Annotated in this window: 18 protein-coding genes and 1 tRNA gene; 15 read left to right on the forward strand and 4 right to left on the reverse strand. The window is 32.6% G+C overall.

Features of this window, described 5'->3' with window-relative positions; translation table 11 throughout:
- Positions 1-5: 5 nt before the first annotated feature.
- Together P8V03_RS17125 and P8V03_RS17130 are read left to right on the forward strand one after the other, a co-directional pair.
- Positions 6-80: transfer RNA gene (locus P8V03_RS17125), tRNA-Gln, on the forward strand.
- Between the two features lie 183 nt (positions 81-263).
- Positions 264-1,157 carry a LysR family transcriptional regulator gene (locus tag P8V03_RS17130; RefSeq protein WP_318799103.1) on the forward strand — a complete coding sequence of 298 codons (894 nt, stop codon included), beginning with the start codon at positions 264-266 and terminating at the stop codon, positions 1,155-1,157.
- Positions 1,158-1,228: 71 nt separating this feature from the next.
- Here the strand turns inward: P8V03_RS17130 and P8V03_RS17135 are convergent, their stop codons facing one another.
- Together P8V03_RS17135 and P8V03_RS17140 are read right to left on the reverse strand one after the other, a co-directional pair.
- Entirely contained in the window at positions 1,229-2,194 is a 966-nt protein-coding gene (locus tag P8V03_RS17135) for a polyprenyl synthetase family protein (protein WP_261673378.1), read from the reverse strand.
- A 155-nt stretch (positions 2,195-2,349) separates the two neighbouring features.
- Entirely contained in the window at positions 2,350-4,263 is a 1,914-nt protein-coding gene (locus tag P8V03_RS17140; protein ID WP_318799104.1) for an FAD-dependent oxidoreductase, read from the reverse strand.
- Positions 4,264-4,597: 334 nt separating this feature from the next.
- Between P8V03_RS17140 and P8V03_RS17145 the strand changes: the two genes are divergently transcribed.
- Positions 4,598-5,062 carry an FMN-binding protein gene (locus P8V03_RS17145; RefSeq protein WP_261673376.1) on the forward strand — a complete coding sequence of 155 codons (465 nt, stop codon included), beginning with the start codon at positions 4,598-4,600 and terminating at the stop codon, positions 5,060-5,062.
- A 211-nt stretch (positions 5,063-5,273) separates the two neighbouring features.
- On the forward strand, positions 5,274-6,317 hold the full coding sequence (locus tag P8V03_RS17150; RefSeq protein WP_261673375.1) for an FAD:protein FMN transferase: 1,044 nt from the start codon (positions 5,274-5,276) through the stop codon (positions 6,315-6,317).
- A gap of 90 nt (positions 6,318-6,407) precedes the next feature.
- Here P8V03_RS17150 and P8V03_RS17155 read toward each other — a convergent pair whose 3' ends face one another.
- On the reverse strand, positions 6,408-6,830 hold the full coding sequence (locus P8V03_RS17155; protein ID WP_261673374.1) for a GNAT family N-acetyltransferase: 423 nt from the start codon (positions 6,828-6,830) through the stop codon (positions 6,408-6,410).
- A gap of 517 nt (positions 6,831-7,347) precedes the next feature.
- On the opposite strand from P8V03_RS17155, the gene P8V03_RS17160 reads away from it, so the two are divergent.
- The 11 genes from P8V03_RS17160 to P8V03_RS17210 all read left to right on the forward strand — a co-directional run bounded on the left by P8V03_RS17160 (position 7,348) and on the right by P8V03_RS17210 (position 19,012).
- Positions 7,348-8,031, forward strand: coding sequence for a response regulator transcription factor (locus P8V03_RS17160; protein ID WP_261673373.1), 684 nt, complete (start codon positions 7,348-7,350; stop codon positions 8,029-8,031).
- Positions 8,031-9,401 (forward strand): HAMP domain-containing sensor histidine kinase, encoded by a 1,371-nt coding sequence (locus P8V03_RS17165; protein ID WP_318799105.1) that lies wholly within the window; start codon positions 8,031-8,033, stop codon positions 9,399-9,401. The genes P8V03_RS17160 and P8V03_RS17165 overlap by 1 nt, the downstream gene beginning before the upstream one ends.
- 188 nt (positions 9,402-9,589) lie before the next feature.
- Complete coding sequence (locus P8V03_RS17170) at positions 9,590-10,765, forward strand: murein hydrolase activator EnvC family protein (protein WP_318799106.1); 1,176 nt, start codon at positions 9,590-9,592, stop codon at positions 10,763-10,765.
- A gap of 154 nt (positions 10,766-10,919) precedes the next feature.
- Positions 10,920-11,960, forward strand: coding sequence for a PocR ligand-binding domain-containing protein (locus tag P8V03_RS17175; protein ID WP_318799107.1), 1,041 nt, complete (start codon positions 10,920-10,922; stop codon positions 11,958-11,960).
- A 165-nt stretch (positions 11,961-12,125) separates the two neighbouring features.
- Positions 12,126-12,671: a phosphodiesterase gene (gene yfcE / locus P8V03_RS17180; protein WP_261673370.1), complete on the forward strand. Its 546-nt coding sequence runs from the start codon at positions 12,126-12,128 to the stop codon at positions 12,669-12,671.
- A gap of 222 nt (positions 12,672-12,893) precedes the next feature.
- Positions 12,894-13,160, forward strand: a complete 267-nt coding sequence (locus P8V03_RS17185; protein WP_261673369.1) for a metal-sensing transcriptional repressor — start codon at positions 12,894-12,896, stop codon at positions 13,158-13,160.
- Between the two features lie 18 nt (positions 13,161-13,178).
- Positions 13,179-15,629 (forward strand): heavy metal translocating P-type ATPase, encoded by a 2,451-nt coding sequence (locus P8V03_RS17190; protein ID WP_318799108.1) that lies wholly within the window; start codon positions 13,179-13,181, stop codon positions 15,627-15,629.
- Positions 15,630-15,756: 127 nt separating this feature from the next.
- Positions 15,757-15,966: a heavy-metal-associated domain-containing protein gene (locus P8V03_RS17195; RefSeq protein WP_261673367.1), complete on the forward strand. Its 210-nt coding sequence runs from the start codon at positions 15,757-15,759 to the stop codon at positions 15,964-15,966.
- A gap of 336 nt (positions 15,967-16,302) precedes the next feature.
- On the forward strand, positions 16,303-16,533 hold the full coding sequence (locus P8V03_RS17200) for a glutaredoxin family protein (protein WP_261673366.1): 231 nt from the start codon (positions 16,303-16,305) through the stop codon (positions 16,531-16,533).
- Positions 16,534-16,684: 151 nt separating this feature from the next.
- Positions 16,685-17,626: a thioredoxin-disulfide reductase gene (trxB, locus tag P8V03_RS17205; protein WP_318799109.1), complete on the forward strand. Its 942-nt coding sequence runs from the start codon at positions 16,685-16,687 to the stop codon at positions 17,624-17,626.
- Positions 17,627-17,863: 237 nt separating this feature from the next.
- Positions 17,864-19,012 carry an MFS transporter gene (locus tag P8V03_RS17210; protein WP_318799124.1) on the forward strand — a complete coding sequence of 383 codons (1,149 nt, stop codon included), beginning with the start codon at positions 17,864-17,866 and terminating at the stop codon, positions 19,010-19,012.
- A 163-nt stretch (positions 19,013-19,175) separates the two neighbouring features.
- Here P8V03_RS17210 and P8V03_RS17215 read toward each other — a convergent pair whose 3' ends face one another.
- A complete protein-coding gene (locus P8V03_RS17215) occupies positions 19,176-20,504 on the reverse strand; it encodes a sensor histidine kinase (protein WP_318799110.1) in 1,329 nt (442 codons plus the stop codon).
- Between the last annotated feature and the right edge of the window lie 7 nt (positions 20,505-20,511).

A 20,511-nucleotide genomic window follows, 5' to 3' on the forward strand; every position in this document is an offset into this window, starting at 1 on the left:
TATATTGGGATATCGCCAAGCGGTAAGGCACCAGACTTTGACTCTGGCATTCGTAGGTTCAAATCCTGCTATCCCAGCCAAAGCACTGAGTATTAACTCGGTGCTTTTTATTTTATATATTTTTATATATAGTTTAGTATGTTTATTTAACAACTTTAGTGGATACCAAGCTAGAATATTAAGATTAAAGTTTTTAACTATTTATTGAAAAAAGCATGAAAGTATTCTATCATAATAGTAATATGCTTACTTAGGAGGATGCTATGAATATTCAATCTCTAAAGAACTTTTACGATGTGGCCACACTGAGAAGTATATCTAAGGTGGCATTACTTTCACATATATCTCAATCGGCACTTAGTCAGCAGCTTTTAAGGCTTGAGGAAGAACTTGGAGTTCAGCTTTTAGAGAGAAGTAATAAAGGTGTTGAGCTTACAAAAGAGGGGCAACTTATACTTAAACATGTTAAGACTATAATTAAGGCTTATGAAAGAATAATAGATGACATATCAATTATAAAACGAAATAAAGACAGTACCTTTGCCATATCCTCACCATCTTCTTCTATAAACTCAGTAATGCTTAAAGCAATAATTAACTTAAAAGATAAGTATAAAAATTATTCTTTTAAATTAACCAGTATGATTGGTAACAGCATTGAGTCAGAATTGGATAATGATTTCGCAGATATTATTTTAACCTATGAAGCTGCTGAACGGGAGGATATAGTAAGCTTAAAAGTTGGAAGTGATGAACTGGTTTTTGTAACAAACCCAGAAATTGACCTTAAAGGTCCTCTTTCTTTTGAGGACATTTTTAAATACTCCTTTATTTTGTTAAAGGATGGACCAGATATCAAAAGATTGCTTCATTTGGCTCTTGCATCACAGGGGTATGACATTGATGACCTTAATATTGTATTTACAGCTAACTCTATAGATATTGGGAAAAATTCAGTATATGGAGCTCCAACTATAAGTCTTCTTCCTAAGATTTCTGTTGAAAAAGATATTAGTAGTGGTCTTATGAAAGAGATTAAAATAAAGGGTGCTTCATTTAATTATGAAGTTTTTCTTTCCTTTAAACATGAAACCCATAAGCACTTAAAAAGTTTAATAGATGATTTTAAAAAGCAGGCTAAAAGCCTATTTAAATAAAAGGAACTGCTATCAATTTTATTCGATATAATGAAACTTGATAGCAGTTCTTTTATACTTTATACATATATTTAATAAGTTCTCTTTAGAAGCATTTCTGTAATTTCTTTTAAGATTATCTTGTGTCTATTTTCAGGGAGACGGTTTATTAAATTGAAAGCTTTTTTTGTATATTTATCTGCAAGTTCTCTAGAGCTAGTAATACCACCATTATTATTTACTAATTCTATAATTTTTCTTACATCTTCCTCGGAGAAGACTTCTTTGTGAAAATAAGGTTCAAAGGCTCTTCTGTTCTTATTTGCAGCATAAATAAATGGTACTGTGAATATGCCCTGTTTTATATCTTTCCCAACAGCTTTACCTACAACATTATTACTACCTACATAGTCTAGAATATCATCTATAATTTGAAAGGCCATGCCAATATTATGCCCTATTTTCCAGAATTGTTTACAAAGGCCATCGCTACACCCGCTCTCAGCAGCACCAGTATATAGTGACAATGAAAGAAGCTCAGCAGTTTTACCAGAAATTCTATTTAAATAACTTTTTACCGAGAGATTACTATTAAATCTTGAATTTAATTGATCTATTTCTCCTAAGCAAATTCTAGACATGGAATTACTATCTATTTTTATACTTTGAAGAGTTGCTGAGGAAGCTAAAATTTTAAAGCATACACAGAAAAGAAAATCTCCTATATATACAGCATAGTCTTTTCCATACTTTGATTGGACAGTTTCCTGGCCACGTCTAAGTTTAGCATCATCTACAACATCATCATGAACTAAGGTAGCCATATGAAGTAGTTCGATTACAGAGGCTAGGGATCTAGTTTTTTCAGCATCATAATTGCCAAAATGAGATGAGATAATGACAAAAGCAGGCCTCAGCATCTTTCCACCGGAGTGAATTAGCTCTTTAATGGAACCTTCTATCTTTTTATCTTTACATTTAGTATTCTTTTCCATAAAGGAAACAACAGCTTCTAATTCCTTTTGTATATCTTCATATTTATTCCATATCTTGTCCATGTCATCACTCCTATATATCAATTTTAACAGTATATCTAAGGAAACAACTTACGATATAAATGGTTTATAAGGATAAAGTAGGTAGGTTCACTTACAAATAGTCATAAGGTAGAGTGGATACCACCCTACCTATTTAAGTTTAATTGTTCTTTGGCTTATACACTTATGTTATCCTCTGAAGTTAAAAATCTATTAGTAGAAGTTTTTTGATTATAAACAGGAACTCTCTTTCCAAGCCACCAATTGCTTAGCAGATTGCTTATCCATGGCATTACCCAATAGTCTAATCCAAAGGTTCTTCCAGCTCCAGACATCAAAGCAATAGCACCAAAGAAGTACCATAGTATATCCCATCCAGCCATTGCTGAAAGTACAAAGTTAACAACCATAAAGGCAGAAGCAGCACTAGCTAGGAAAGTAAATAATCCTGCAAGAAGAGCAAGTCCTATGCACACTTCTGTTAACACTACAACTCTTTGGAACCAGATTGCAATATCTGGATTTGGTATCATAAGTTTCATAATTGCACTATAAAAACTAGGCATACTACTTAATATTGGTTCAGGAGTAGCAGCCTGTGTTGCTGCGGTTGCAGCTTCAGAGGCACCAGAGGTTGCAGCTGTTTTTAACCACTCAAAAGGCATTTTGATATTTCCAGCCGTAACCCAGCTATCGGAGCCTGGACCGCTAAATACAGATAAAAGCCCGCCTTTATCCCAGGTACTTTCGCCAACGAATTTCTTTAAACCTTCTAGAAGCCATGTAACACCAATAAATAGTCTTAGTGGAATAAGCCATAGTCTATTTCCTTTTGAAGACAAATGTCCTCTCATTATACTTCTCTTATCTTCCATTGAGAAAAATTCATGAATTAGGTAATGATAGCAAGCATTTATACCATTTACTCCCCATAGATAGTGAAGGTTGACTAAGTGCTTCATTACCATAGCGAAGAAACCAGATAATTTTATACCTGAAAGGTTAGCCACGCAGTATTTTCCTCCAATTGAGACCATGAAACCATGATAATTTGACTTGAATCTAGTCATTTCTTTCTTATCTATTGAAGCAGCTATGTTTTTAGCTATAACATCACCAGTTTGAATAGCGGCTTCCACTATTTGAGGAGTTCCCTTTCCAGGCTCTTCCTCGTAGTAAGTTATATCACCTACTACAAATACATCTTCCTTTCCAATTGCCTGCATATACTCATTTGAAAGTAGTCTTCCAGCTCGTCCTCTTTCAAGACCATACTCTGCAGCCTCTTGATTAGCCTGTATACCGCAGGTCCAAATAAGGGTTTCAGTAGAAATTTCCTCTCCGTTTTTTAACTTTACACTATTTTTAGTTACCTCAACTATTGGAGAATCCTTTAATAATTGAATTCCATGTTTAGTCATATATCTTTCTGCTTTGTCCGCCTGTTGTCTATCAAGCATATTTAATATTGTAGACATTGCTTCCACAACGAGAAGGTTTACTTCTTTCTCATCTACATTATGCTCTTTAGCTAATTTACCTTTCCACTCAAGAAGTTCACCAGCCATTTCTATTCCGGTAAAACCAGAACCTGCTACTACAAAGGTAAGCAGTGACTTCCTCTTCTTTTCGTCTCTTTCCACTGAGGCTTGTTTAAACATGGATTGAATATGAGCTCTAATTTTTATTGCATCTTCAAAGGACCAGAGGGTAAATCCATTTTCCTTTACTCCCGGTACACCAAAAAAGGTTGGCTCTGAACCAGTTCCCACTACTAGGTAATCGTAATTATATTTACCATGTTTTGTAGTTACTAATTTATTGTCTGTGTCCACTTTTTCAATATAGTCTGTAACTAAATTAACCTTTGTTCTATTAAATATTTTACTCAACTGAATTTGCACTGATTCAGGATGAACTCTTCCCCCTGCTACTTCATGAAGTTCTGTCATTAAAGTATGGAAGGGATTTTTGTCGATTAAAGTGATTTCCACTGAGTTATCTTTTTTATATTTTTTAGCTAATTTTTTTGCGGTATGAACACCACCATAGCCAGCACCTAAAATCAGTATTTTAGTATTAGTTGACATGCAATCACCCCTCATTTTCTTAAAAATTTAATAAAATTATAACAAATAAAATAAATCCTTAATAAAATATTATAACTAAATTGAGAATATGTCTATATGTTTAACAGAGGGGTTTCACTAATAAATAAATACATTTAAAAGAGCTTGAAGCTTTAAAACTATTGAGAATACTAGTGTGGAGGATTTTATGCCATTTTATTGATATAAGTAAAAGCAATGTTATATTAGAAAAATCACTAACACAATACAAGGTTTTCATAGTATAATTAAATTGCATTAAAGATTCATTAAAAAGTGTTTGATAATTAACAGATTATGTGATGGGGGGATACAAATGAACAAGAAACTAGTATCATCATTAATAATTACAGCGGTTGTAAGTACAGGATTATTAGCAGGATGCGGAGCTAAAAAAGAAGCTTCTACAGATGCTTTAAAGGACGGAAAATATAAGGCTGAAGCATCAGACTTCGATGATAAAGGATGGAAACCATTCGTTGAAATGGAAGTTAACGGCGGAAAAATTGCTACTGTTAAATTCGATTACACTAATAAGGATGGAAAGTTTAAGTCAGAAGACGCTGAGTACAATAAAAACATGGAAGCAAAGGTAAAAACAGGTCCAGCTAAATATACTAAACAATTATCAGAGGACTTAGTTGCAAAGCAAGATCCAGCTAAAGTAGATACAGTTACTGGTGCAACACATTCTACAGATAACTTTAAGAAGTTATCTACTCAACTAGTGGACAACGCTAAGAAGGGTGATACAGCAGTATCAAAAGTAACTATTAAATAATAGTTTATCAATAAGACCTTAGGTTTTAATTAATCTTAAGGTCTTTTCTTTTATTTACTTTATGGATGAAAATAGTTATAATATCTATAGTATTTTTAGTGAAAATGATTATAAGTATTTAGATATTTGGTAAAAATCGTATATATAAAAGTCAAAGTGGAAGGGAGTAGGTTATGTTTTATTACGATTTTCATAACTAGGAGATACTAAAATGATTAACTTCAAAAAACTATCCATTATGTTGGGAGCAATTGTGATTAGCTTAAGTATTTCTGGGTGTACAAAAGTTGCTAATAATTCCAATAATCCTATGACGGAAACGGAGTTTCTTATGGGAACAATAATTAAAGTCTCGCTATACGATAAGAAGAATGAAGATGTAATGAATAAGGCCTTTGATAGAATAAGGCAAATTGAAAGCGAGGTTAGCATAAACAAAGAAGGGACAGAACTTGATAGAGTAAATGCTGGTTCTGGAAAGGAATGGGTAAAGGTTAAAGATGATACCTTTACTATAGTAAAGAAAGGGTTGGAGTATTCGAAAAAGACAGAAGGTACTTTTGATATAACCGTAGGACCAATAGTAAAACTTTGGAGTATCGGGTTGCCAGAAGCTAAGGTTCCTACAAAGAATGAAATAGATGAAAAACTTAAGTTTGTAGGCTATAAAGATCTAGAGGTAAATGATAATGATAAGTCTATATTTTTAAAAAGACCAGGAATGATTATAGATCTAGGAGGAATTGCTAAAGGATATACTGCCGATGCTGTTAGTGAAGTTCTTAAGAAAGAAGGCGTAAAGAGTGCAGTTATAGATTTAGGTGGAAATGTTCTTGCAATGGGGAATAAACCAGATGGAGAACCTTGGAGAATAGGCATTCAAAACCCCTTTGATTCAAGAGGACAAATTGTTGGCTCTATTGGAGTATCCAATAAATCGGTAGTTACATCTGGAATATATGAAAGATTTATAGAACAGGATGGAAAAAAATATCATCATATTTTAAACCCTTTTACTGGCTATCCCTATGAGAATGAAATTGCAGGTATTACTATAATAAGTGATAAATCCATAGATGGCGATGCGCTTTCTACATCTGTATTCTCTAAAGGATTAAAGGGCGGAATGGAGTTTATTGAAAATATACCAGGAATTGATGTTATTTTTATAACCAAAAATAAGGACGTTTATATAACAAGTGGTTTAAAAAATAACTTTAAAATTACTAACAGTGAATTTAAGCTGGTAAATTAAAGATAAGAATTATGAAGTGAATAATAAAAGTACATTAAGAAAACTGTATCTTATAGAAACTATAGTTAAGATACAGTTTTTTTATTTAGGCTACTGGATAAATCCTTTAGTGCGCATGGAATCGTTGTTCACGAACTTTGCCATACCTGTAAGCATTTTAGAGTATCCCAATTTCTTATAGAAACTTTCTGCAGAAGGGTTTGCATATAATATTATATTAGTGCCTATTAGGTTTTTTTCAAGCTCGTCCATAATTATTTTGCCTATACCTTTTTTTTGATATTCAGGTAAAACGGCAATATCATATATTGCTGCCTGGTAGACACCGTCAGAAAGCGCTCTTCCTGTGCCGATTAATAAGTCATTATGAAATATAAATACTGAAATGTAACTATGTTTAAAGGCTCTTTCAGTATCTTCCAAGCTGTGAGTTGCTAATCCAGCTTTTTTTATTACTTCACAAACACTATACCAACTTATTCCTTCATAACCTAATTTAATAACATAATCCATAATTTCCTCCATTAAGTATAAGTAATTTCATATATTTATATTATTATAACACAGTATAATATTTTGGGACTCATATAATTAACTTAGACTAGTTTTAAATTTTAAATAAATATTAGTAACAATATTAGGGGATCAGAATACTATATTAATATAAGTTACTAGTGACTATGAACAAGAGATAAACATAGAGAGAAACTTTGGATATATAAGTGAGCAAACATTAAAGATTATAAGGAGGGATATTATATGTCAAGATGCACATCAAGACATTCATGTGGAAGAAGAGGAGAAGAATGGTGGATACTCATATTAATCCTTATCGTATTCTGCAATGGTAGAAGAAGATGGTGTTAAGTTAAGACAAATACTAGGGAAACGAATTTTTCGTTTCCCTTTCTTAATGATATTTTTAAATATCAAAGTGAAAAAGTAATCTTATTCATATAATCTACATAATAATTGTGTATAATCATAGGATATAATACTATAAAACATACATTAAGTTGAGGTGAACTATATGAACAATATTCTAATAATAGAAGATGAAGAAAAAGTAAGCAACGTATTAAAAGCATATTTGGAAAAGGAAGGGTATGGAGTTTATACTGCAGCTACTGGGATGAAGGGATTAGAAATATTCCAACTGAATAAATTCAGTTTAGTAATACTTGATTTAATGCTGCCAGATATTAGCGGAGAAGAAATATGCAAGGTTATAAGAGATAAGTCAGGAGTACACATATTCATGCTTACCGCTAAGTCAGCTTTGGAGGATAGGATAGAAGGTCTTAATATAGGTGCAGATGAGTATTTAATTAAACCCTTTAGTCCAAGGGAATTAGTTGCCAGGGTTAATGCTTTATTTAGAAGGTTAGAGGTAAATAATAATCTAACTTTGTCTTTTGATAATGAAAATCTTGTAATTTATAAAGACAGCAGAGTTGTAAATGTTAGGGGAAAAGAAGCTATGTTAACTCCTAATGAGTTTGATATTCTTTATGCTCTTGCAGCAAATAAAGGAAAGGTATTTACTAGAGAACAATTAATTGACAAGGTTTTTGGCATGGATTTTGAAGGATTTGATAGGACTATAGATGTTCATATTAAAAACATAAGAAAGAAAATTGAGGAGGATAGTAAAAAACCTAAGTATATTTTAACTGTCCCTAGAATAGGTTACAAATTTGGTGGTGACAGATAATGCATAGTATAAGGAGAAAGTTAAGTATTATAATTCTAGTTTGTTCTATATTAGCAACAGTTTTAACGGCTATTTTTGTAAATATAACAATAAGCAATAAATTTAGCAAGTATATGTTAGACATCCAAAATAAAAGAAATGATAGAATAGTACAATATTTTGAAGAAGTTTATAAGAGGGATAGGAGATGGACAAAGGATTCTGGAAGTGAATTAAAACATGAAGCCTTTATGAGTAATTATTGCATAACCCTTTTAGATGGTGATAAAAAGCTAGTGTGGATGATGGATCCAAATGATATTAGAGAAAGAGACCACTTCAAGGTTTTGGATAAAGATGTAAATAAGGGAGTTTACAATACAACTAATTTTCCTATTAGATATAATGGAACTACTGTTGGATATGTAGAGATAGGTCAATATTCTTCAGTTTTGCTATCTGCAGAAGACATTAATTTTAAACTATCCATAAATAAAGGTATTGTAGCTAGTATATTTTTGAGTCTTCTTATTATAATCGTTATTAGTATTTATGCCTCAAGGCAATTTTCAATACCAATTAAGGAAGTGTCTAATGTATCCGTGAGGTTATCTAATGGTGATTATGATCATAGAGCAACTGTAGATACAGACATATTGGAGATTGAAAAACTTAAGGGGAGTATAAATACTTTAGGAGAAAAGCTCAGCCAGCAGGACTTACTAAGAAAAAGATTGGTTTCTGATATATCTCATGAGATAAGAACTCCACTAAATATTCTTCAAAATAATTTAGAGGCTATGATTGACGGGATTTTTCCTGTGGATACGGACCAATTAATAGCTTTAAATGATGAGATTATTAGATTTGGAAAGTTACTGAACAATTTAGATGCTTTGAAGGAATTTGAAGCAGAAATAGTATCTATTAATAAAGAAGTAGTTTCTTTAGATAAGTTAATAGCTTTGGTGTATGAGGATTTTTTGGTTGCATCAAAAGAAAAAAGCATAAATGTGCACTATAATGCAAAAGCCGGCAAAGACTATACTATAATTGGAGACTTAGATAAATTAAAACAAGTATTTATTAATCTTTTATCTAATGCTATTAAGTTTTCAGACTATGGAAGTGAAATTTGGATCAACTTAACAGAAGCTAAAAATACTATAATTGTCACTATAAGAGATAAGGGTATTGGAATTAGTAAAGAGGATTTGCCTTTTATATTTGAGAGACTTTATAGAGGAGATAAGAGTAGAAACAGAATTGAGGGAAGTGGGATAGGACTAACTATAGTAAAGGATATCCTCACACTACATTCAGCTTCTATTAGTGCTAAAAGTGAAGAGGGAGAAGGTACTGAATTTATTATAGAATTTAAAAAAGCTTAAGGAGGAGAGAAAGACTCATTATTCATAGTATAAAATAAGTTCAAAATTGTATTTAAATTTTTAATGGAAAATTAAGTTAAATTAAAAAAGTTATCTATTTATTCATAAAGTCTTCATATTTATCTTTTATAATAGAAAAGTGGATTTTTAGACAAGATAAACCAAAGATAGATAGGAGAGGAATAAGAGTGAGACGGGGTATAGTTTTTATAATAAGTTTAGCAATCAGCAGTTCTTTAGTTTCAACAGTTTATGCAGCAAATTTACAAGAAAATCAAAAAAAGTTAAATGAAATAAACCAGTCCATTCAGGAAAAGAAGAGCAAACTTGAAGACATTAATAGTAACAAAAGTGATGTAGAAAAGGAAATGAATGCTTTAGATAAAGAAATGGGACAAGTGTCCTCAAAATTACAGGAGTTAAATAAGAATATTATAAGTTTAAACTCACAAATTAAGATAAAAGAAAAAGAAATTGATGAGAAAAAGAAAGAGTTTGACAGAGAAGAAGACTTATTTAAAGAAAGAGCTAGAGCTATGTATAAGTCAGGAAGTACAGGATACGTAGATGTCATCTTAAACTCAAGTGATTTCTCTGATCTTCTAAATAGGGTAGAAATGGTTAGGAGAATCATGGATTATGATAAAAGGCTTTTAGCTTATATTGATGAAAATAAAAAGAGTTTAGAGAGTAAAAAATCTCAATTAGAAGACAACAAGAAAAAGATAGTGAGTTTAAAATCAGAAGCAGATGAAAAATACAAGGTTTTGCAAGAAAAATCTAATGAAAAGAAGAATTTGGTTAGTAAATTAGAAAAGGATAAAAGATTTTATGAAAATATGATTTCTAAGGAGCAATCTGAGTCAGAGGAAATTGCTAAGGTTATTCAACAAGCTAGGGCTTCAGAGGGAACAAAGACTAATCCATCTAGGGGTACTTCTTCTAGTCCTAGCTCCACATCAGTTAAAACTAATGGAAAGCTTTATAGTGTAACTGGTGGATCTTATCCAATTACCTCACCCTTTGGTATGAGATTTCATCCAGTATTAGGTTATAGTAGACTTCATGCTGGTATGGATATAGGAGTTCCTATGGGGACACCTGTATATGCTTTAAAAGATGGTGTAGTAATTGCTGCTCAATCTATGTCTGGGTATGGCAATGTAGTTATGATTAATCATGGTGATATTACTACAGTTTATGGTCATAATTCTTCTTTGGATGTCAGTGTAGGACAATCTGTAAAAGGAGGACAACTAATTTCTCATTCCGGTAATACCGGAGTTTCTTCGGGACCTCACCTTCATTTTGAAGTGAGAAATTCTAGTGGACAGCCTATAGAGCCTAGCGGATATTACAAATAAGAAACAGCTCAGTATCAACTAAGGTATTTAATAATTTATTAAAATCTGTTATAATTTACTCAATAAAAGAAGAACTTTGTGCATCAACAACCATATTGTTACAGTAACGTATTTTTCAAGTTATAGAAATATTTAAATAATGGGGGATATGCAAATGATAAAAGAAACAGTTGTTAATAAATTTGACATAAGTACACTACAAATAAAAGATCTTATAGATATTGATTTACTACAAAAATTTCAAGATAATTTTGCTGAGAGTATGAATATTGCTAGTGTAACTGTAGATATTAATGGAAAACCGGTAACTAAGCCAAGCTCTTATACAAGCTTTTGTATGGATTTTACCCAATCTACTAATAAAGGGGTTAGCAGATGTGCTGAATCTCATAGGAGAGGCGGGGAGGAGGCTGCAAAAACAGGAAGGCCTTATGTGTATAAATGTCATGCAGGGTTAATTGATTTTGCTGCACCAATTCTTATTGATGGAAAGCAGATAGGAACTATCTTAGGCGGGCAAATTTTAACGGAGAATCCTATAGAAGAGGAATACATAAAAACTGCAGGGGAAATAGGAGTTAGTGCAGATGTGTATGTCAATGCAGTTAAAAAAGTTAAAGTAACTACTGAAAAAAATGTGAAAGCTGCTGCTGAGGTATTATTCATCGTTTCAAATGCACTATCAAAGATTGGATATGAACAATACAAGCTTAAATCGATGTCACATACTCTTTCTGAGAACTTTAACCAGATATCAGCTGCGATGGAGGAATTAACAAGTTCTTCTGTAGAAGTTACTAATAACCAGCATATGTTAAGCAGAGAGATAAATCTAGTTAAGGATATTTCCATGGATATAAATACAATATTAGATTCCATAAAGCGAATAGCAGATAAAACTAATATGCTTGGTTTAAATGCTGCTATAGAAGCAGCAAGAGCAGGTGATGCAGGCAGAGGGTTTAGTGTAGTTGCCACAGAAATAAGAAAGTTATCTCAAAACTCAAAAGAAACCGTTTTAACAATATCGGAACTTACTAACAAAATACATCAATCATTAGACAAAACTATTGAATCATCAAATTCTACATTAGAAACTACGGAACAGCAGAGATTGGCTATTGAGGAAACAAACAATAGTTTGCAGCAGCTTGTTGTTTTGTCAGATGAACTGGGAAAGTTAGCAGACTATTAATAAACTTTAGTTTTAGTAAATTCTATTAGTAACATAGACTCGTATACTTTTGTAACGAGTCTTTTATTATGGACATTATAAGTTAAAACTTAATTTACCCTAGTTTAAAATTGAAAAAATGTTAAACTATTAGTAACAAAAGATTTTAAGGAGGAATTTTTTAAGATGAAGATTTTTTTTGTGTCAGATATACATGGATCTATTTACTACGCTAAAAAGGCAATAGAGAAATTCCAAGAAGAAAATGCTGATTATATAGTTATCTTAGGTGATGAATTGTACCATGGAGCGAGAAATCCATTGCCCATAGAATACAATCCAAAAGAGGTAGCGGAGTTACTTAATGAGTTCTCAGATAAAATTATAGCTGTTAGAGGAAATTGTGATAGTGAAGTTGATGAAATGGTAATTAAGTTCCCTATGATGGCAACATACTCTATGGTACTTTATGAAGGTAAGAGATTGTTTCTAACTCACGGACATATTTACAATGAGAACAACCTGCCTAAATTAAGAGATGGGGATGTGTTTATTTACGGACATACTCATATACCTAAAGCTGAGAAAAATGAAAATATATTTATAATAAACCCAGGTTCAATCACTTTTCCAAAAGAGGATAATCCTAATTCCTATGGTATTTTAGAAGAAAATGTATTTAAAATAAAGGATTTGAATGGAAATATATTTAAAGAAATTAATTTAGAATAAAAAGATGATAAATAGACTATGTTATTTAATTATAAGGTAACATAGTCTATTTTTATGATGTTTTCTTTATAATTTCTTCATAATTATTAGGTAAGATAGTTATAAAGGCTGTATAGGGAGTTTAATTTTATGAAAAAATAAAATCAAAAAATACACTTGCAATATTTTTAGAACAGTAGTATTATAATTACATAACACCCCCCAGGGGGGAGGAGGTATAAAATGAACGAAGAAAGAAAAAAAGCACTTCAATCCCTAAAAACTTCAAAGGGTCAAATTGAAGGCATAATTAAAATGATAGAAGATGGAAGATACTGTATGGATATATCCAATCAAATAATCGCAGCGCAGTCTCTTTTAAAGAAAGCTAATATGCTTATATTAAAGCAACATCTTAATCACTGCGTAAAAGACGCTTTTATTCATAATAGTGGAGAGGAGAAAGTAGATGAGATAATGGATTTACTTTCTAAGCTTATGAAAGATTAGCATGAAGGAGGGAAAGTAATGTCAAGTAAAACCTTAAAGATAGAAGGCATGACCTGTGCAGCTTGTGCCAAGGCAGTAGAAAGAGCTTCAAAAAAATTGGACGGAGTTACTGAAGCAAATGTGAATTTTGCTACAGAAAAGTTAACTGTAAATTATGATGACTCAAAGTTATCACTTCCAGATATACAAAAGGCCGTGGAGAAGGCTGGCTATAAGGCTTTAGTTGAAGCTACCACAAAAACTTTAAAAGTAGAGGGAATGACCTGAGCAGCCTGTGTTAAAACTGTCGAGAAGGCAGTAGGAAAATTAGAAGGAGTATATGAGGCAACAGTAAATTTTGCGTCAGAGAAATTAACTGTAAGCTTTGATGCTTCAACGCTTAGAATATCCGATATTAAAAAGGCAATAGAAAAAGCAGGTTATAAGGCTTTAGAAGAAGAAATTACTGTAGATGAGGATAAGGATAAAAAAGAGCAGGAAATAAAGAGCTTATGGAACAGGTTTATAATTTCGGCAATATTTGGAGTTCCACTTCTTATAATTGCTATGGGACCAATGATTCTAGAATGGTTTAATTATATGCTGCCACCAGCTATTGATCCCATGATGCACCAAGAGGTATATGCAGTTATACAGCTCATACTATCAATACCTATTGTAGTTGCTGGTAAAAAGTATTTCACCATAGGCTTTAAAACTTTATTTAAAGGAAGCCCTAATATGGATTCACTTATAGCAATAGGTTCTACAGCAGCAGTTTTATACAGTGTTTTTTCAGTAGTACAAATACTTTCAGGAAATTATGAATATCATTTGTACTTTGAATCTGCAGGTGTGATACTTACATTAATAACTTTAGGTAAATACCTAGAATCAGTAGCTAAAGGAAAAACTTCTGAGGCTATAAAAAAGCTAATGGGACTTGCACCTAAAACTGCCATTATAATTAGAAATGGAAAAGAAGAAGAAATTCCTATAGAGGAAGTAGAAGTTGGAGACATAGTACTAGTAAAACCAGGTGAAAAAGTTCCTGTAGATGGGGAAGTAGTAGAGGGAGTTACCTCTGTAGATGAATCAATGCTAACTGGTGAAAGTATACCGGTGGAAAAAACTGTTGGAGATAAGGTTATAGGAGCTAGTATAAACAAAAATGGTTCTATAAGATATAAGGCAACGAGAGTTGGTAAGGATACAGCATTAGCTCAAATTGTTAAATTAGTAGAAGAAGCTCAGGGCTCTAAAGCTCCAATAGCAAAACTTGCAGACGTAATATCTGGTTATTTTGTTCCTGTGGTAATTATATTAGCATTAGTCTCTTCAGTAGGTTGGCTTTTATATGGTGAGTCAGCAGTATTTGCTCTTACAATATTTATATCTGTTCTTGTAATAGCTTGCCCATGTTCTCTTGGACTTGCTACGCCGACAGCTATAATGGTGGGCACTGGGAAAGGTGCTGAATATGGTGTGCTTATAAAGAGTGGTACTGCCCTTGAAACGGCTCATAGAATACAAACTATAGTATTTGACAAGACAGGGACGATAACAGAGGGTAAGCCAAAGGTTACAGATATTGTAACTACATCAGACATAACGGAAGACTACTTGCTTCAACTAGCAGCATCTGCGGAAAAGGGTTCAGAGCATCCTCTTGGAGAAGCTATAGTAAAAGGAGCGGAAGAAAGAGGATTAGAGTTTAAGAAGATAGATTTATTTAAGGCAATACCAGGTCATGGAATAGAAGTTACTATAGATAACAAAAAAGTGCTTTTGGGAAACAGAAAGCTTATGGTTGAAAGTAATATTTCTTTAGAAAATTTAGAGAACACATCAAATAAATTAGCAGCAGAAGGTAAGACGCCAATGTATGTAGCACTTGAAAATAAGTTAATTGGTATAGTTGCAGTAGCTGATACAGTGAAAGAAAATAGTAAAAAGGCCATAGAAAAGCTTCATTCAATGGGAATAGAAGTTGCTATGATAACTGGAGACAACAAGAAAACTGCTGAAGCTATAGCAAAGCAAGTGGGAATTGATAGGATACTTGCAGAGGTTTTACCACAGGATAAAGCAAATGAGGTTAAAAAACTTCAGGCTGAAAATAAAAAAGTTGCCATGGTTGGGGACGGTATAAATGATGCACCGGCTCTAGCTCAAGCTGATGTAGGTATAGCCATAGGGTCTGGAACAGATGTTGCTATGGAGTCTGCAGATATAGTTCTTATGAGAAGTGATTTGAAGGATGTTGTTACAGCAATAGACTTAAGCAAGAAAACTATAACCAATATAAAGCAAAATTTATTCTGGGCATTTGGATATAATACATTAGGAATACCAGTAGCTATGGGTATCTTATATATCTTTGGAGGTCCACTGCTAAATCCAATGATAGCAGCTCTTGCTATGAGTCTAAGTTCTGTGTCTGTACTTACAAATGCATTAAGATTAAAAGGTTTTACTCCTACAGTATAGGATAAGGGACTTTAAGGTTTTTATAAAATGATATGAAAAACTTCATAAATCTCTGTTAAAAACTAAGATTTATAGTTGTTTATCTATATAAATTATATAAAATTTCATCAAGAAAGGGGAAATTAAAATGAAAAAGAAGATAATAGTTGAAGGAATGAGTTGTGGACATTGTGTTAATCATGTTAAAAATGCTTTAGAAGAGCTTAATGGGGTAACTAGTGTGACAGTTGATTTAGAATCAAAGACTGCAGTAGTTGAAGCTAGTGGAGAGCTTAGTGATGAAACTATAAAAGCTGCAATCGAAGATGCTGGATATGAAGTAGTAAGCGTTGAATAAGCTTTTTATTAATACAAAAGGTGGTATGTTTTAGAACAAAACATATCACCTTTTTCTTGGTAAGTGGTGTGTTTTATAAGCAAATGACGTTATATTTATATATATTAGCAGAGAGTTTAATATATTCATATCTTTATAGAGATTTTTTTATAAATTCATATCATTATAGAGGTTATTATTGAATTATAAGCATATATTATAGGTTCTAAGTTACCCGAAAACTTAGTGAATAAAAGAAATCACTGCCTATTTAAGTAAATAGATAATAAGAGTATAAAAATGTGGCTTTAGCAAATTATAACTATAAATAATTCCGATATATAGGAGGAGAATAAAATGAATGTTATAGTTTATACAACAAAAACTTGACCATGGTGTACAGTGGTAAAGGATTACCTAAAGTCCAATGACGTTTCCTTTGAAGAAAAGAATGTTAGTGAGGATCCAGAGGCGGCTATGGAGATGATTAATAAGTCTGGCCAGAGGGGAGTACCTGTGATAGACATCAATGGGGATATTGTTATTGGTTTTGATCAAAATAAACTGGAGGATCTACTAGGTTTATAAGTTGATAAATGTTAGGACTGGTACTAGATTGAATTTTATATAAAGCTAGTCTCAGTCCTTATTTTAGCAAAAATCAAAGTTAAAAAATCTAATATTATGTTCATAAAGAATTTAGTTAGAAAGTATAATTGAAAAATAAGGAGAAGAGAAAATGACCAAAGAAATAAAGGAATTAGACTTAATGATAATAGGAGGAGGACCAGCTGGTCTTACTGCTGCAATATACGCCGCAAGAGCAAAAATGAATATGGTTTTACTTGAAAGTCAGATGTTAGGAGGTCAGGTTAGAACTAGCTTTACCATAGAAAATTATCCTGGATTTAAGACTGTGAAAGGCGATGAATTATCAGACTTAATGGCAGAACAGGCTAAGGAATTAGGGGCTATTATGGAAAAATTTAGTCAAATTACTAATGTTACCTTAAGTGATGACGAAAAAGTAGTAGAAACAAAAAAATATACATATAAACCAAAGGCATTAATTATTTCTACCGGTGCTACGCCAAAGAAGCTCCCTATTCCTAACGAGGAAAAGTTCTCAAGTAAAGGTGTTCACTATTGTGCTGTCTGTGATGGTGCAATATATGAAGGAAGTGTAGTTGCTGTTGTTGGTGGTGGGAATTCAGCTCTAGAAGAAGCTTTATTCCTTACAAAGTTTGCCTCAAAGGTCATAATGATAAGAAGAAAAGACTTTTTTAAGGGGGAAAAATCAACCATTGATGAAGTTTTAAATCACCCTAAAGTTGAGGTTATGTATAATTGGGATTTAGTTAATGTTGATGGTGAGCAATTTGTAGAAAAGGCCTTTGTAAAAAACACACAAACTGGAGAAGAAAAAGAGATAGCTGTAAGTGCGGTTTTTGGATATATAGGTACTGAGCCGAAAACAGAGTTGTTTAAAGAGTATTTAAAGCTTACAACAGGAGGATACATTATTGCTGACGAAAATATGCAAACTAACATAAAAGGAGTATATGCAGCTGGCGATGTTAGAGAGAAAGTGTTTAGACAGATAACAACTGCTGTTTCTGATGGAACTATTGCAGCTTTAGCAGCGGAAAAATATATTGTGGAGAGGAAAAGAAGTAGTTAAACCTATAAGGTATAAATATATTTGCAGTAAGTTTTCAGTCTATTGTTGACTAAAAAGGTATGTAATTTTAGAATAAGATGTGGGAAAAGAGTAGGTGCCATCTATATAACAAAGGTCAAGATACATTTTCGCCCTTGGTTATGTAGGTGGCATTTGATGAGAGGAGAATAAAGATTGAATTCAAAGAGTAATGTTATACGTAAGGAATTTATAATTACCCCTTCTTTAGTATTATTAATGGCTGTTGCATGCGGAATTACTGTAGCTAATATATATTATGCTCAGCCGCTTCTTTCAGAAATTGCTAGAACCTTTGACGTGTCACAGGCAGATATAGGAGTAGTAGCAATGCTTACTCAAATAGGTTATGCAATGGGAATGTTGTTCTTACTGCCCTTAGGAGATATAAGAGAACGGCGATCCTTAATTGTACTTATGTTATTTGTAGCTGCGGCTGCACTTATAATGATGTCTGCTTCATTTAACATAGGTATATTATTCTTTGCTGCTTTTGCTGTAGGCTTTACATCTATTATCCCTCAGCTTATTGTTCCTTTTGCAGCACAACTTGCTCTGCCTAGTGAGAGAGGAAAGATAATTGGAAATGTTATGAGTGGACTGCTTATAGGAATATTATTATCTCGTACCTTCAGTGGAATTATAGGCACTGCTTTTGGTTGGAGAACAGTGTATATTATTGCTGCAATCATGATGATGATTTTGGCAGCAGCTTTAAAGGCATTGCTTCCAGTAAGTCTGCCAAGCTCAAAGGTAGCGTATAAAAAATTATTAGGTTCTTTATGGGGACTCTTAAAAACTGAACCGATTTTAAGAGAAGCTTCAATTTCAGGAGCAATGTTATTTGCTGCCTTTAGTGTATTTTGGACAACGCTTGTTTTTTTACTGGAAAGCTCTGTGTATAATTTAGGTGCTCAAACAGCGGGGCTGTTTGGATTAGTTGGGGTAACCGGTGCCTTAGCTGCATCTTTAGTAGGAAGGGTTGCAGATAAAAAGAGTCCGAGATTTACTCTTGGTATGGCTATTGTTATTTGTATAATATCCTATGTTTGTTTTCTACTTTTAGGTTTCAAATTATGGGGATTGATTATTGGAGTCATTTTGCTTGATCTCGGCACACAGGCTGGACAGGTATCAAATCAAGCAAGAATCTTTGCATTAAATCCAGAGGCCCGCAATAGGATTAACACAGTCTTCATGGTTTCTTATTTTATAGGAGGCTCTACTGGATCTATTGTTGGAGCATACAGTTGGTCACATTTTGGATGGATTGGAGTTTGTGTAACTGGTATACTATTTGATACGATAGCACTTATCTCTCATTTTGGACTAAGGAAGAAACTGTGTATGTATTTAGGAAAAAACTAAATCTAACACACCGTCGGTATCACAACATATTAAGTTTCTGGAGGAATATTATGATGTGACCTTAATTAAAAAACAAGGAAGGTCAATAGATTTAGCCAAGGTAGGAAAAGTTCTTAGTCTTCAAGATAACATGTAAAAAAAGCGGAGCTTAATCCGCTATTTTTTATTTAAAGATTATACTATCCTTAGGTATAAAAAAGTAAAACTCTGTTTCTTCATTAGGCTGGCTTTTAACGCCATAAACAAAGCCATGAAGCTTTAGAAGTTCACTACAAATGGCAAGTCCAAGGCCCATGCCGCCCTTTCTAGAATGCTTGTAGTACCTATTCCAAATATCATCTAGCATGGAAGCATCAATACCTGTACCGTGGTCTTTAACAGAAATTTTTAGGTTACCATCCAGTAGGATAGCTGAAATCTCAACTTTACTATCATTAAAACTAAATTTTAAAGCATTATCTATAAAATTATATAAAACCCTATATATATGTTTGGGATCTGCATTTATCTGAACATTTGGTGAGGAAAAGGTCAATTCTATGTTTTTGCTGGCAGCAATAGACTTAAAGGTATTATGAAAACTGGTTAAAAATTCTTTTAGATTAAAGTACTCCTTATTAATAGGGTAAACTCCACCTTGTAATTTCGAAAGTTCAAGTAAGTCCATAACTAAGGAGTTCAATCTATCTACCTCTGAGATTATTGATTTTGAATATTCTTTTCTCTCTGGTTCATCTAGAATGTCATCATAAATTGCTTCACTATAGTTTCTTATTATACTTAGAGGTGTCTTAAAGTCATGGGATACGTTAGCAATAAAATTTCTTTGAAGGACATTCCTTTTTCCTAAGCTCTCAGACATAGCTAGAAGGCTTTTTGATAAATCTTCTATTTCGTCCTTTGTATTTATATCTATGTTTATATTAAAGTTCCCTTGAGATATGTCATAGGAAGCTCTCTGCAATTCTAAAATAGGTTTAGTAAATCTCTTACCAAAGGCTGCAATAATAGGCACTGATAGCACTAAAGCAAATAAAAATACAAGCATCAGAATGAAATAAGCTATATTAAGATAACTGGATGAAAATTCTCTGTTTTGAATTATAATTATATCTCCTAAATCGCTGTGGTATTTATAATATAGAAATTCTGTATTCATAGGACTTTTAAAAGAGCCTTTTTCTTTTAAGTTTTTCAAGTCTATATTACTAAAAAGGGGCATCATTCCCATTCTACTATGGCTTAAGGTAGTTATGGAATTTTCCTTTATGAGAAAGGCACTGAAATTTTGTGTCATTAAAGACGGTCCTAATGTGTCTTCCTTTGATTTAAGAATATCATATATTTTTTCTGCAGAATACCTAAGTTCTCTATACTGCATATCCATATAAAACTTAGATAGGAATATACTGCTAACAAAAAAGCAAATAAGTACAACAACAGTAATAATGGATATAAAATGTTTTATTAGTTTTTTCGTTATTTTTCCCATATATAAT

Origin of the sequence: Clostridium tanneri, from assembly GCF_033659955.1 — a bacterium.
GTDB classification, from domain to species: Bacteria; Bacillota; Clostridia; order Clostridiales; family Clostridiaceae; genus Clostridium_AM; species Clostridium_AM tanneri.

Excerpts from the sequence above, each read along its gene's own strand:
- P8V03_RS17130 (WP_318799103.1), top strand. The coding sequence starts at position 264 with ATGAATATTCAATCTCTAAAGAACTTTTACGATGTGGCCACACTGAGA.
- P8V03_RS17135 (WP_261673378.1), bottom strand. The coding sequence starts at position 2,194 with ATGGACAAGATATGGAATAAATATGAAGATATACAAAAGGAATTAGAA.
- P8V03_RS17140 (WP_318799104.1), bottom strand. The coding sequence starts at position 4,263 with ATGTCAACTAATACTAAAATACTGATTTTAGGTGCTGGCTATGGTGGT.
- P8V03_RS17145 (WP_261673376.1), top strand. The coding sequence starts at position 4,598 with ATGAACAAGAAACTAGTATCATCATTAATAATTACAGCGGTTGTAAGT.
- P8V03_RS17150 (WP_261673375.1), top strand. The coding sequence starts at position 5,274 with ATGATTAACTTCAAAAAACTATCCATTATGTTGGGAGCAATTGTGATT.
- P8V03_RS17155 (WP_261673374.1), bottom strand. The coding sequence starts at position 6,830 with ATGGATTATGTTATTAAATTAGGTTATGAAGGAATAAGTTGGTATAGT.
- P8V03_RS17160 (WP_261673373.1), top strand. The coding sequence starts at position 7,348 with ATGAACAATATTCTAATAATAGAAGATGAAGAAAAAGTAAGCAACGTA.
- P8V03_RS17165 (WP_318799105.1), top strand. The coding sequence starts at position 8,031 with ATGCATAGTATAAGGAGAAAGTTAAGTATTATAATTCTAGTTTGTTCT.
- P8V03_RS17175 (WP_318799107.1), top strand. The coding sequence starts at position 10,920 with ATGATAAAAGAAACAGTTGTTAATAAATTTGACATAAGTACACTACAA.
- yfcE (WP_261673370.1), top strand. The coding sequence starts at position 12,126 with ATGAAGATTTTTTTTGTGTCAGATATACATGGATCTATTTACTACGCT.
- P8V03_RS17185 (WP_261673369.1), top strand. The coding sequence starts at position 12,894 with ATGAACGAAGAAAGAAAAAAAGCACTTCAATCCCTAAAAACTTCAAAG.
- P8V03_RS17195 (WP_261673367.1), top strand. The coding sequence starts at position 15,757 with ATGAAAAAGAAGATAATAGTTGAAGGAATGAGTTGTGGACATTGTGTT.
- trxB (WP_318799109.1), top strand. The coding sequence starts at position 16,685 with ATGACCAAAGAAATAAAGGAATTAGACTTAATGATAATAGGAGGAGGA.
- P8V03_RS17210 (WP_318799124.1), top strand. The coding sequence starts at position 17,864 with ATGGCTGTTGCATGCGGAATTACTGTAGCTAATATATATTATGCTCAG.
- P8V03_RS17215 (WP_318799110.1), bottom strand. The coding sequence starts at position 20,504 with ATGGGAAAAATAACGAAAAAACTAATAAAACATTTTATATCCATTATT.